The 12,373-nt window shown below is 67.8% G+C and carries 11 protein-coding genes; 7 read left to right on the forward strand and 4 right to left on the reverse strand.

The window, feature by feature from the left end; genetic code table 11:
- Window positions 1–306 precede the first annotated feature (306 nt).
- The 7 genes from gspD to ACQ6S1_RS12200 all read left to right on the forward strand — a co-directional run bounded on the left by gspD (window position 307) and on the right by ACQ6S1_RS12200 (window position 8,479).
- Complete coding sequence (gene gspD, locus ACQ6S1_RS12170) at window positions 307–2,490, forward strand: type II secretion system secretin GspD (RefSeq protein ID WP_445041481.1); 2,184 nt, start codon at window positions 307–309, stop codon at window positions 2,488–2,490.
- Window positions 2,487–3,089, forward strand: coding sequence for a prepilin peptidase (locus tag ACQ6S1_RS12175; protein ID WP_445041482.1), 603 nt, complete (start codon window positions 2,487–2,489; stop codon window positions 3,087–3,089). Before gspD ends, ACQ6S1_RS12175 begins: the two co-directional genes overlap by 4 nt.
- A complete protein-coding gene (locus tag ACQ6S1_RS12180; protein WP_445041483.1) occupies window positions 3,086–3,601 on the forward strand; it encodes a tetratricopeptide repeat protein in 516 nt (171 codons plus the stop codon). Before ACQ6S1_RS12175 ends, ACQ6S1_RS12180 begins: the two co-directional genes overlap by 4 nt.
- Before the next feature lie 132 nt (window positions 3,602–3,733).
- Window positions 3,734–5,269 (forward strand): ABC transporter substrate-binding protein, encoded by a 1,536-nt coding sequence (locus ACQ6S1_RS12185; protein WP_445041484.1) that lies wholly within the window; start codon window positions 3,734–3,736, stop codon window positions 5,267–5,269.
- Window positions 5,266–6,237, forward strand: coding sequence for an ABC transporter permease (locus ACQ6S1_RS12190; protein WP_445041485.1), 972 nt, complete (start codon window positions 5,266–5,268; stop codon window positions 6,235–6,237). The genes ACQ6S1_RS12185 and ACQ6S1_RS12190 overlap by 4 nt, the downstream gene beginning before the upstream one ends.
- Entirely contained in the window at window positions 6,234–7,019 is a 786-nt protein-coding gene (locus ACQ6S1_RS12195) for an ABC transporter permease (RefSeq protein ID WP_445041486.1), read from the forward strand. The genes ACQ6S1_RS12190 and ACQ6S1_RS12195 overlap by 4 nt, the downstream gene beginning before the upstream one ends.
- Complete coding sequence (locus tag ACQ6S1_RS12200) at window positions 7,016–8,479, forward strand: ABC transporter ATP-binding protein (protein WP_445041487.1); 1,464 nt, start codon at window positions 7,016–7,018, stop codon at window positions 8,477–8,479. Before ACQ6S1_RS12195 ends, ACQ6S1_RS12200 begins: the two co-directional genes overlap by 4 nt.
- Here the strand turns inward: ACQ6S1_RS12200 and ACQ6S1_RS12205 are convergent, their stop codons facing one another.
- From ACQ6S1_RS12205 to ACQ6S1_RS12220, 4 genes are all read right to left on the reverse strand, one after another.
- The gene (locus ACQ6S1_RS12205) at window positions 8,480–9,280 is read right to left on the reverse strand and encodes a phosphodiesterase (RefSeq protein WP_445041488.1); all 801 of its coding nucleotides are present in this window, start codon (window positions 9,278–9,280) and stop codon (window positions 8,480–8,482) included. It abuts the gene before it with no gap.
- Between the two features lie 74 nt (window positions 9,281–9,354).
- Window positions 9,355–10,638: an ABC transporter substrate-binding protein gene (locus tag ACQ6S1_RS12210; protein ID WP_445041489.1), complete on the reverse strand. Its 1,284-nt coding sequence runs from the start codon at window positions 10,636–10,638 to the stop codon at window positions 9,355–9,357.
- A 37-nt stretch (window positions 10,639–10,675) separates the two neighbouring features.
- Window positions 10,676–11,497 (reverse strand): carbohydrate ABC transporter permease, encoded by an 822-nt coding sequence (locus tag ACQ6S1_RS12215; RefSeq protein WP_445041490.1) that lies wholly within the window; start codon window positions 11,495–11,497, stop codon window positions 10,676–10,678.
- Window positions 11,497–12,351, reverse strand: a complete 855-nt coding sequence (locus ACQ6S1_RS12220) for a carbohydrate ABC transporter permease (RefSeq protein WP_445042015.1) — start codon at window positions 12,349–12,351, stop codon at window positions 11,497–11,499. Before ACQ6S1_RS12220 ends, ACQ6S1_RS12215 begins: the two co-directional genes overlap by 1 nt.
- Between the last annotated feature and the right edge of the window lie 22 nt (window positions 12,352–12,373).

Consider the following 12,373-nt stretch of genomic DNA (forward strand, 5'->3'; position numbering starts at 1 on the left):
CGGGGCTTCGGCATCCCGGCCGCCCGGACGTTCGCGTCGCCGGCATATTCACCCCGGTCGATGAAGGTTTTGCGGCGTTTGGATGACGTTCCGGCGAACGGCCGCTTCATTCTCATGTGTGTGAAAACACACACTTTCCCGTTGTCGTATCGCCTCCAATAAATGTGTCACACAGGGTCGCTAAGGGTGGAGGATCGTCGCGCGTATTGGGGGCGGTGTCGGGTCCGGCCTCGCGGCTGGGTTCGGTGCCGGGGCTGTGTGAATATGGGGAAGCAACGGCTGATCTGGCCGGGATTTGGGCCGGGCGTGTTAACCTTTGCCGGCCTGTTTCTCACGGCGTCCGTCCTCGGTGCGTGCACCGCGCGCAATGCGGCCGATCCCAACGGGCCCGGCGTGCTGGGCGCCGTGCGCGGCCTCGATCTGTCGCCGCGTGAGCCGCGTGGCATCGGCGCGGGTCCCGCTTTGGCCGATGACCGCACGGCCGTCGAATATCAATCCACCAGCATGGCCTACGCCTCCACCGGAGGTCCGGTCCCGGCCGGCATCTCGGCCGCGGCCGGCGCCGATGGCGAGGGCTACAACCTCAATTTCGAGAACGCGCCTCTCGTCTCCGTCACCAAGGTGGTGCTCGGCGATATCCTTGGCACGGCCTACCTGATCGATCCTCGCGTGCAGGGCACGATCAGCCTCGGTTCGGGTCGCCCCGTGCCGAAGAAGGATTTGCTCTTCGTGCTGGAGAACGCGCTGCGCACCAGCAATGTGGCGCTGCTGAAGGATGCGGGCGGCTACCGGCTCGTCCCCCTCGCGGAGGCCGGCGGCAATGGCGGCATCGACGTCAATGGCCGGGTTGAGCCGGGCTACGGCCTGTCGGTCGTGTCCCTGCGTCATACCTCCGCGCAGGCGCTGATGCCGCTGCTGGACAGCTTCGCCACGCGCAACGGCGCGGTCCGGTCCGATCCCCAGCGCAACATCCTGCTCGTCCAGGGCACGGCCGCCGAACGGCGCACCGCCATCGACACCGTCCTGCAATTCGACGCCGACTGGATGCGCGGCCAATCGGTCGGCATCTACCCGGTCCGCAACAGCGCGCCCGATCCGCTCATCGCCGAGCTCGAAAACCTGCTCGATTCCGGCGAGGGCGGCCTCAGCCAGAACCTCGTCAAGTTCCAGGCCATCGGCCGCCTGAACTCCATCCTCGTGGTCAGCCGCAAGCCGGAACTCCTGCGCACGGCCGCCACCTGGATCAGCCGGCTCGACCGTGGCGACACGAATACGGGCGTCCGCGTCTATCGGATGCGCTACGGCGATGCCCGCAAGACGGCGCGTCTCCTGAATGAGCTTTTCGCCGGCGGAAGCAGCTCCGGCCTCGACGACGCCTCCAGCCGGATCGCTCCGGGCTCCGGAACGAGCGTCACCACCAGCAGCAATGGTGGGGAGCAGGGCGTCGAGAGCCGCCTCGGCGGTGCGCGTCTCCAGCAGGCCAGCGCCTCCGTGGAGGCGGAGCCGGTGGAAGAGGAGGCCGCGGATCTCGGCGGTGGCTCCTCCGGCTCGGGCGAACCGATGCTGCCCGGCGTGCGCATCACGGCCGACGCAGCCAACAACAGCCTGCTCATCTATGCCAGCCAGGCCCAATACCGCATCGTCGAGCGCACCCTGCTGCAGCTCGATCAGCAGCAATTGCAGGTGGCGATCGAGGCCACCGTCGCCGAGGTCACGCTGAACGACGCCCTCAGCTACGGCGTGCAATTCTACCTCACCAGCAAGGATCTCGGCCTTGGGCGCAACAACGGCTCGGTCGGCAACACGCTGTCGAACACCGTGTCCGAGCAGGTCATCAGCAAGGTGGTGCCGGGCTTCAACCTGCTGGCCGGCCCGCGCAACCAGCCCCGCTTCATCCTCGATGCGCTCCATGACGTGACGAATGTGAAGGTGCTGTCGAACCCATCGCTCGTCGTGGTCGACAATGAGCCCGCCACGCTTCAGGTCGGCGATGAGGTGCCCGTGTCGACCGGCAGCGCCACGGTGCTGTCGAGCAACAACACGGTGGTCAACACCATCGAATACAAGAACACCGGCATCATCCTGAAGGTCGTGCCGCGTGTGAACGTCAACGGCCAGGTGCGGCTCGATGTCGAGCAGGAGATCAGCAACGTCGCCGATACCGGGCGCGGCAGCACGCTGACGCCCACCGTCTCGCAGCGCAAGGTCAAGAGCACGATCTCGGTGGCCGATGGTCAGACCGTGCTTCTCGCCGGCCTCATCAGCGAGCGCCACAGCGGCGGCCGCAGCGGCGTGCCGGTCCTGGAGAAATTGCCGGGCATCGGCAACGCCTTCTCGCATCGCAACCGCTCCGGCCAGCGCACCGAGCTCATCATCTTCATCCGGCCGCAGATCATCCGCGACGCCTTCGACGCCAGCACCGTGGCCGAGGAATTGCGCGTGAAGCTGCGGGGCTCGCTCGGCGCGTCCGGCCCGGGGCGGACACGGTGAGCGCGCAATCGCGTCCCGTCGTTCCGGGCATCCGCGCCATCCTGCCGACGATACGGGGCCCCATCGCAATCTGCGGGCTGGCCGTCGCCGCCATGGCCGGGAGCCTTGCCCTCGCGCCGGGCCTGCCGGGGCTACTCGCGGCGGCTCTGGTGCCCGTCGTCATGGCCATCGCCGTCGTGGATGCGCGCCGGTTCATCATCCCGGACGAGCTGACCATCGCGGCCGTCCTGCTCGGTCTCGCCTATGCGGCGGCCACCGGCTGGACGATGACGGAAGGTCTTGCGCTGGCGGTCCTGCGCGGAGGATGTCTCGCGCTTGCCTTCCTCGCCATCCGCATCGGCTACCGCGCCTGGCGCGGGCGCGAGGGGCTGGGGTTCGGAGACGTGAAGCTCGCCTTCGCGGCCGGCATCTGGCTCGACTGGATGGTCATGCCCATCGCCATCGACATCGCCACCGGGGCGGCGCTGCTCGTCTACGTGCTGCGGCAGCGCTCGGCAGGCCGGCGGCTGCGCCGTCGGGGCCGTCTGCCCTTCGGCTTGTTCCTCGCGCCGGCCATCTGGATCGGCTGGTGCCTGCAGACAGGATGGCTTGCGTCATGATCGGTGCGGTTCGAAACGGTATGCGGCTGTCCCTCATCGGCCTGGCGCTGCTCGCGGGCCTCGGCGCGAGCGCGGTCCGCGCGGCCGATCCACCGGCCCGCTTCGGCCTTCCGCGTGAGGCCCGGGCCATCGCGGTGCCCGGCATCGTCGAGCGCGCCCGGGCCGGAGACGCACTCGCGCAGGGCCAGCTCGGCTATCTCCACGAATACGGGCGGGGCGTGCCACAGGATTTCGCGCTGGCGGCCCATTGGTACATCTGCGCCGCCGAGCAGGGCGAACCCACCGCGCAGCATCTTCTCGGCTTGCTGTTCGACAAGGGGCGCGGCGTTCCGCTTGACGTCATCATGTCCCACAAATGGCTGAACCTCGCCGCCGCCGGTGCCGGCCGCGAGGAGCATGACACCTTCACGCGCATCCGCAACGCGGTCGCCACCAAGATGGACGCGGCCCAGATCGAAATTGCGCAGGATCTCGCCCGCCGCTGGACGCCGAAGCGGCTCCCCTGCGACTAAGGTATTGCACCCTCGTGAAAAACGTCGATGAACGCCCGATGCGACACCGGCGCGTCATCAACGCGCATTAGCAGACGGGCCCAAGATCCCATCGAGACATGCCCTGCGGGGCGCCACACCCGGAAGAGAAACATGCGTCACTATCGTTCCCTCCTTGTCGGGGCCGCCGTGCTGTTCGGCTGGCTCGGTCCGATGAGCGTCGCCGGCGCCGAGCCGCGCACCGCCGTGAACGTGGTTGCGCCCTGGCACGTCTCCGGCATCGAGCCCTCGCAGGACGGCTACACCTTCCAGCGCATGCAGGTCGGCGAAACCCTGGTCGGCGCCGATGCCAAGGGCAATCTGCTCCCCGCGCTCGCCACGAGCTGGGAGCCCAGCGAGGACGGGCTCGCCTGGCGCTTCGTGCTGCGCGAAGGCGTGAAATTCCACGACGGCACGGCGCTTACGCCCGAAAACACGTCCGCCTCGCTCAACCGCGCCAAAGCGCGCCAGGGCATCCTCGATACCGCGCCCATCACCGCCATCCGGCCCGAAGGCGGCGCCATCATCGTGGAACTGTCGGAGCCGTTCGCGGTCCTGCCGGCGCTGTTCGCCAATTACGCCACCACCATCCTCGCGCCGACCTCGTTCAACGAGGATGGCCGCGTCGTCAAATATCTCAGCACCGGCCCGTTCCGGGTGGAGAAGGTCGAGCGCCCCCTGTCGCTGTCGGTCGCGCGTTTCGCCGATTATTGGGGGCCGAAGCCGGCCATCGAGACCGCCACCTATCTGTCGGCCCACCGCAGCGAAACCCGCTCGCTGACGGCCCGCAGCGGTGATGCCGACATCGTCTTCACGCTCGATCCCTCGAGCTACGATCAGCTGTCGAAGCTCGACGCCATCAAGACCCAGGTCATGTCGGTGCCGCGCATCATCACGCTGAAGATGAATCTCGCTCATCCGGCGATGCGCGATCTCGATGCCCGGCGCGCGCTGAGCCTCGCCGTCGACCGCGCGGCCATCGCCAAGGGGGTCATGCGGTTCCCGCAGGCGGAAGCCACCCAGCTTTTCCCGAACGCCCTGCCGGATTGGCACGATCCCGCGCTCGCCCCCTATGGCTACGATCCCGAGGAGGCCAAGCGGCTTCTGGCCGGCCTCGGCTGGACGCCCGGCAAGGACGGCGTACTCCAGAAAGACGGAGCACGCTTCAGCGTCACCCTGCGCACCTTCCCCAACCGGCCGGAACTGCCCATCATCGCCACCGTGCTTCAGGACCAATGGCGGCAGCTCGGCATCGAGGTGAAAGTCTCCGTCGGCAATTCCTCCGATATCCCGTCGGGCCATCGCGACGGCACGCTGGAAATGGGACTCTACGCCCGCAATTACGCGCTGACGCCGGATCCCTTCGTCAACGTGCTCGACGATTTCGGCGAGGGCGGCGGCGATTGGGGCGCCATGAACTGGTCCGCGCCCGACGTCGCGGCCGCGCTCACGAAGGCCTCGCGCTCGGGCAATCCGGACGATCGGATCGCGGCCATCCGCCTCGTCACGCAATCGGTGCAGAACGAATTGCCCGTCCTGCCGATCGCCTATTACCAGCACACAATCGCGCACAATTCGAAGCTCGAAGGCGTCGTCGTCGATCCGCTGGAGATGAATTATGGGCTCGCTGCCATGAGCTGGTCGAAATGAGCGCGCGCATCGCTTCAGGCCCGCCCACCAGCGGCCTCGCCGGCATCGTCCTGTCCCGCATCCTGCAGGCGCTCGTCGTGGCCCTCATCGTCGGGTCGGTGGGCTTCGCCATGATGGAAAGCCTGCCGGGCGATGCCGCCTATCGCATCGCGGCGGGCCGGTTCGGATATGATTCCGTCACCGCCGCGGCGGCCGATGCCGTGCGCCAGGAACTGGGGCTCGATCGGGCTCCCATCGTGCGCCTGCTCGATTGGTTCGGGCAGATCCTGCGCTTCGATCTCGGCAATTCGCTCGTCACGGGCGAGCCCATCAGCCAGGCCATCGGCGACCAGCTGGCCAGCACCATCGTCCTGTCCGTCGTGGCGCTTCTCATCGCCATGGCCATTTCCTTCCCGCTCGGTGCGCTGGCCGGCCTGCGCCCCGGCGGCGGCGTCGATCGGATGACGGCGTTCCTGTGCATCAGCGTGCGCTCCGTGCCGGCCTTTCTTCTCGGCGTGGTGCTCATTCTCATCTTCGCGGCCGAGCTGAACTGGCTGCCGGCCGCCGGACACGCCCATTCGACGCATCTCCTGCTGCCGGGCCTCACGCTCGGGATCATCCTGGCCTCGGTTTTGCTCAGGGTCGTGCGCACGGCTGTGGCGGATGCGGCGGCCAGTGAATCGTTTCAGTTCGCCCGGCTCAAGGGCCTGTCGCAGGCGCAGGCCTTCTGGCGCCACGCGGTGCCGAACGCCGCCGTTCCGGTCATTTCCTATCTCGGCGTGCAGGCGGCTCTCCTGTTCGAGGGAGTCGTGGTCGTCGAGAGCGTGTTCGCCTGGCCGGGCATCGGCCACGCGCTCACCCACGCCGTGTTCGAGCGCGATGTGCCGATGCTTCAGGGCACGGCGCTGACGCTCGGCCTCGGCTTCGTCCTGATCACGCTCTTCGTCGATCTGGCCTCCCGTTCCATCGATCCGCGCAGCCGCACATGACACCTCTTCGCATCTTCGGACTTGCGGGGCTCGTCTTCCTCGCCATCGTCGCAATCTTCGGCCCGCTCGTGATCGACCACGATCCCGCGCGCTCCAACCTGGCTGTAATGCTGGTCCCTCCGGGAACGCCCGGCCATCTGCTGGGTACCGATCATCTCGGGCGCGATCTTCTGGCGCGTCTCGTCTCCGGCGCCCGCCTCACGCTCAGCATGGCGGCCCTGGCCGTCTTCACCGCCGCCTCCACCGGCGTCATCCTGGGCATGATCGCGGGCTGGCGCGGCGGCCTCCTCGACCGTGTGCTGAATTCGCTCGCGGACGGCGTGCTCGCCATTCCCGGCCTGTTGCTGGTGCTGCTGCTCGCCGCCGTCAGCCCGGACAGCTGGTGGACGCTCTATATCGGCCTGTCGCTGACTTTGTGGGTCGAATTCTTCCGGGTCACGCGGGCGCGCACGCTCGTTCTGCGCAAGGCACCCGCCATCGAGGCGGCCGGCCTCATGGGGCTCGGCATAGTGCATGTCGTCAGGCGTCATCTGTGGCCCGATCTGTCGGGCCAGATCCTCACCCTTGCCGCCTTCGGCGCGGCCACGGTCGTCACCGCGCTCGCCACGCTCGGCTTCATCGCGGTCGGCCTGCGCCCGCCCACCCCGGAATGGGGGCTGATGATGGCGGAGCTGCTGCCCTCCTGGATCGACGCGCCCTGGGCGCTGGCGGCTCCCATCCTGTGCCTCGCCTTCACCGTGGCCTGCCTGCGCCTTGCGGCCGGACGGGGAGAATTCGAATGACGCTCACCGTTTCCGATCTCACCGTCCGCGTGGGCACGAAGAAGCTCGTCGGCCCCATCGATTTCCGGGTGGAGCCGGGCGCCCCCCTCGTCATCCTGGGCGAGACGGGCGCGGGCAAGAGCCTTCTCGCGCAGGCGGTCATGGGCGCGCTGCCGGCGGCCCTCGCCGCGACGGGCGCGGTGCAGCTCGACGGCGAGCGGCTCGACACGCTCTCCCGCCGACGGCGCGAGAAGCTGTGGGGCCGGCGCATCGCCATGCTCCCGCAGGAGCCGTGGCGGGCTCTCGATCCCGTGATGCGCGCGGGCGAGCAGATCGCCGAGACCCATGCCTTCGTCGCCGGGCGGCAATGGGACAACGCCCATGAGCGTGCGAGGGGCGATCTTTCCGGCCTCGGCCTCGCCGATGCGGGAGTCTGCCTCCCCGGCGTGTTGTCCGGTGGCATGGCGCAGCGCATCGCTTTCGCCGCGGCGACGGCGGCCGGGGCCGGCGTGCTGCTGGCCGACGAGCCCACCAAGGGCCTCGACGAGGCGCGGCGCGATGACGTGGTGCGCCTCCTGGGCAATTTCGCCCGTGCCGGCGGCATTCTCATCGTCATCACCCATGACGTCGCGGTGGCCCGCGCGCTGGGTGGCCATGCCATGATCCTGCGCTCGGGCGCCGTGGTGGAGCAGGGGCCGGCCGAAACCGTCCTCACCGCCCCGCAAAGCGCCTATGGCCGCGAACTGGTGGACGCCGCCCCCACGAACTGGCCGCAAGTTCCCGAGCTCACGGGCGCGCGGCCGCCCGTCCTGGTCGGGCGTGATCTGGCGATCGGCCGCTACGGCCGCGCTCTGCTTGGCGGCCTCGATTTCACCGTTCCGGAAGGCGGCCGGCTGGCCGTCACGGGGCCGAGCGGACTTGGCAAGACCACGCTGCTCGACACCATCGCCGGCCTCCTTCCGCCCGTGTCCGGCGGCGTGGAGCGCGTCGGCCGCGCGCGGGAGAAATTCGCCGTGCAGAAGCTCTACCAGGATCCGCCCGCCGCCTTTCCCGCGCGCATTCCCCTGGCCGTGGGGCTGAAGGATCTCGAAGCGCGGCACCGCCTCCCGCCGGAGCGGATCGCAGGTCTCCTCGAACGGCTGAGCTTGTCGCCGGATTTGCTGCAGCGGCGTCCCGCGTCGGTCTCGGGTGGCGAGCTTCAGCGCATCGCGCTGGCGCGCCTTCTGGCCCTGCGCCCGGCTCTCATCCTGGCCGACGAGCCCACGTCGCGGCTCGATCCCGTCACGCAGAAGCAGGTGATGGGCGTCATTGCCGACGCAGCCGCGGAAGCCGAGGCGGCTGTGGTCCTCGTCACCCATCAGGGCAGCATGGCCCGGCGCTGGGCGCACCAGACCATCGCGCTGCGCTCGGGAGAAGAGGGCGCCTCGCAGCCCGCCGCGCAGGCCGCCGGCAATGCCGGCCCCATCCTCTCCCCGGCCTGATTACGGCCCTTCGCAGACAGGAGCCCGCTCGGTGGGCTCCTGTCCCACCTCGGCCCCATAGGCGCGGAAGCCGTGCTCGTCGATGAACAGGATGCGGTAGCAGGGATGGCCGCCCGTCCACCACGGATCGCGCGCCTCGAGATCGGTGATGAAGCGGTGCGAGCAGGCTTGTCCTGAGCTGAACGCGATCCCCTCGGTGCTCGTGCCGGCCAGCGAGATGTGGATGTGGCCGAACACGATGTGGCGCACCCCTTGTGTGTGCGCGGCCAGCCGGCGCAGGATCGCCCCGTCATCGTGCAGGCCGATCTTCAGGAAATGGCCGATGCCGTCATAGACCGGCGGATGGTGGATGAAGACCGTCACCGGAAGCGCGCCGGCCCCCTCCAGCGCCTCGTCGAGCCAGGCCAGCCGGTCCGCGCCATAGATCCCGCCGATCACGCCCGCCTCGTGGCTGTCGAGAAAGATCAGCCGGCCGAAGGCGGTGTCGAGCCAGGACTGGATATAGCCGTTCGCGTCGCGCGGATGGTCGGGAAACGCCGCGACGAAAGGCGGCCGCCGGTCATGGTTGCCCAGCATCAGGCGCACGGGGAAGGGAACGGCCGAGAGGATTTCGCGCAGCAGCGCATAGGCCTCGGGCTCGCCGTCATTGCAGAGGTCGCCCGTCACCACCATCAAATCGGCATCGCCGTGATGGGCCAGCACATCGTCCACGGCGCGGCGCAATTGCTGTTCGGGGTCGACACCGTTCACCACCCGCCCGGACTGTACGAGGTGGGTGTCGGTGATCTGGATGATCTTCAAGACAAAACTCCACGGATAAAAAAGGGGGGTGCGGGCACCGGCCCGCACCCCCATGATTGCTGTGCTGTCAGGCCTCAGCGCATCAGCGCGTTGGTCTGTTCGACGATCTGCTTCAGGCCCTCTTCCGGCGTCACCTGTCCGCGCATCACCGTGCCGATGATGTCGCGCTGGGTGCGCCAGATGCGCACGGAATTGCCGCCCGGATAGCCGGCCCACGGCAGCGAGCGGTCAGCCTGCTTGGCGGCCGTCGCCACGTTCGGGTGCTCGGCGTAATAGGGCGCCAGATAGTCCGGGCCGGTCGCCAGCTTGTTGGTGGGCAGATAGCCGGTGATGCGCACGATCTGGTTCTGCGCCTGCGGGCCGGTGATCCATTTCAGATATTTCCAGGCCGCCTGCTGCTTGGTCGTATCCTGCGTCAGGATCACTGCGGAATTGCCGCCGGTCGGCACGCCGCCATTGGTCTTGTCCTCGATCGGGAAGGTCGAGGTCGTCAGCTTGAAGCGGTCGCCCACGAGGGCTTCCACCGTCTGCACATGGGCGGGCGTGGAGAAGATGAAGCCCGTGCGGCCAGCGCCGAATTGCTGGCGCGACTGGTCCCAATCCAGCATTTCCTGGCCGCCGCGCGTCACGAATTCGCGCGTCAGCTTCAGGGCGTTGAGGCCGATCTCGTTGTCGAAGCCCACTTTGCCGGTCTTCTCGTCCACCAGCTTGCCGCCCTGCTGGAAGATCAGCGATTGCCACATCCAGTCGTCCGGCCAACCGCCGATGTCGTAGCCCATGCCGGCAATGCCGGGGTCCAGCGCGTCGATTTTTTCCGCCAGCTCGATCAGCCCGGCGAAGGTGTCGGGCATGTTGTCCGGGTCGCCGCCGGCGCGGCGCACGAGGTCGGCATTGATGAACATGATGGGTGAGGAGGCGTTGACCGGCAGGCCGTATTGCTTGCCGTCGATCTGGCCCAGCGCCGCCATTTTCGGCGCGTAATTGGCGTCGAGGAAGGCCTGTCCGCCCTCGGCCTCGATGAAGGGCGCCAGGTCGGTGATCTGCTTGCGCGGCACGAGCGTGTGGACGAGTTCCGCCGTCAGATTGTAGCCCGAGAAATAGACGTCGGGCAGCTTGCCGGTCACGGCGGCGCGCATCACCTGCTGCTGGCCCTCATTGTAGCCGGCGGCCGGGGCCAGGAAGTTGATCTTGATGTCCGGATTGTCCTTCATGAACTGGTCGGCCAGCGGCTGATGGAACTTGGTGAAGCCCGGCAGATTGTAGAGCACCTGCAGCTCGATCTGCTGGGCCATGGCCGTTCCCGGCAATGTGAGGCCAAGCGCGAAGGCGCCGGCCATGAAGCGTTTCGACAGCGACATGGATCTCTCCTGGTGGGTCCTGATGGGGGCCGGGGGGCTACTTGACCCCGGTCATGGTGATGCCGGCGATGAAATGGCGGCGCGCCAGCAGGAAGCAGAGCACCATGGGCGCGGTGATGAGGGTGGCCCCGGCCATGAGCGCGCCGTAATTCGCGCCGGATTCCACGTCCGAGAACAGCAGCATCCCCAGCGGCGGCGGTGCGAGATTGGTGTCCGAAACCACGATCATCGGCCAATAGAGGTCGTTCCAGTGCGCCACGATCGAGAACACCGAGAAGGCGGCCAGAGAAGGCAGCGCGCCGCGCAGCACCAGCCGCCAGCAAATCTCCATCTCCGAGAAGCCGTCCATGCGCGCGGCCTCGATGATCTCGTCCGGGTAGCTGCGAAACGCCTGGCGGAACAGGAAGATGGCGAACACCGACAGGAAGAACGGCGCCATCATCGCGAAATAGGTGTTCAGCAGCCCGGTCTGCGCCAGCCCCACATAGAGCGGCAGCGCCAGGGACTGCATCGGCACGCACAGCGCCGCGATGACGAGGGTCAGCAGCAGCTTGCGGCCGGGAAACGGCAGCTTGGCCAGCGCATAGGCGGCGGGCACCGAGGTCACCACCTGGACGATGAGGATGCCGAGGCACACGATCACGCCGTTCAGCATGAAGCGGGCCATCGGCACCTGGCTCGATGCGCGGGAATAATTGTCCACCGCGTCCGCGCCGGGCAGTGCGGGCAGGAGCGAGATGTCGAAGATCTCGCCGGGTCCCCGGATCGACGTCAGCACCATCCAGTAGAACGGCAGCAGCATCAGCACCGCGCCGAGCGCGAGCACGAGATGCGGAACGTATCGGCCGAGCTTCGCCATCAATAATGAACCTTCCGGTCGAGATGCAGCGTCTGGCCGATCGACAGCACCAGCACGAGCGCGAGGAAGATCAGGGTCAGCGCGGCGGCATAGCCGGTGTTCGAATATTCGAAGCCCTCGAGATACAGCGCGAACAGCATGGTCTCGGAGCCGGTCCGCCCCTTGGTGATGACCGCGACCGTCTCGAACACCTTCAGCGCCGAGATCGAGGTGGTCACCACGACGAACATTGTGGTCGGGCCCAGCATCGGCCAGGTCACGGTAAGGAAGCGGTCGATGGGGCTCTTTGCGCCGTCCAGCCGGGCGGCCTCGTAGAGGTCTCGCGGGATGTTGGTCAGGCCCGCGAGGAACAGCACCATGTTGAACCCCAGCACCTGCCACACACCCATCAGGGCGAGCGTCGGGATCAGCAGCACAGGATCCGAGAGGAAGTAGAGGGGCTCGAGGCCGAGTGCCCGGAACGCCGCGTTCACGGGGCCGATCGACGGGTGCAGCAGGAATTGAAACACCGTCGCCATGGCCACCAGCGTCGCCGTCACGGGCAGGAAATAGGCCATCTCCCAGAACGCCCGGCTGCGGCGGGTGCCATGCACCAGCAAGGCGGTGCCGAGGCCGAGCGCCACGCCGAAGGGAATGACGATGGCCGCATAGAGCAGGGTGTTGCGCAGCGCCCGCATGAACACCGGGTCGGCGAAGGCGTCGCTGAAATTCTTCAGCCCGACAAAGCCGAACGACAAAGCGCCGAGCTGGTAATCGGTGATGGAAAAGGCCGCCAGCACCACCATCGGCACGATGTAGGTGGCCAGCAGCAGAAGCGCGGCCGGTGCCGCGAAGGCGAACCCGGTCACCACCATGCGCCGGCGGTAGGAGATCGTT

This window comes from Terrihabitans aquatilis (genome assembly GCF_052542005.1).

Bases quoted from the DNA above. Each gene is read 5' to 3' on its own strand.
- ACQ6S1_RS12180 (WP_445041483.1), top strand. From the start codon at position 3,086: ATGATCGGTGCGGTTCGAAACGGTATGCGGCTGTCCCTCATCGGCCTG.
- ACQ6S1_RS12185 (WP_445041484.1), top strand. From the start codon at position 3,734: ATGCGTCACTATCGTTCCCTCCTTGTCGGGGCCGCCGTGCTGTTCGGC.
- ACQ6S1_RS12190 (WP_445041485.1), top strand. From the start codon at position 5,266: ATGAGCGCGCGCATCGCTTCAGGCCCGCCCACCAGCGGCCTCGCCGGC.
- ACQ6S1_RS12195 (WP_445041486.1), top strand. From the start codon at position 6,234: ATGACACCTCTTCGCATCTTCGGACTTGCGGGGCTCGTCTTCCTCGCC.
- ACQ6S1_RS12200 (WP_445041487.1), top strand. From the start codon at position 7,016: ATGACGCTCACCGTTTCCGATCTCACCGTCCGCGTGGGCACGAAGAAG.
- ACQ6S1_RS12210 (WP_445041489.1), bottom strand. From the start codon at position 10,638: ATGTCGCTGTCGAAACGCTTCATGGCCGGCGCCTTCGCGCTTGGCCTC.
- ACQ6S1_RS12215 (WP_445041490.1), bottom strand. From the start codon at position 11,497: ATGGCGAAGCTCGGCCGATACGTTCCGCATCTCGTGCTCGCGCTCGGC.
- ACQ6S1_RS12220 (WP_445042015.1), bottom strand. From the start codon at position 12,351: ATGGTGGTGACCGGGTTCGCCTTCGCGGCACCGGCCGCGCTTCTGCTG.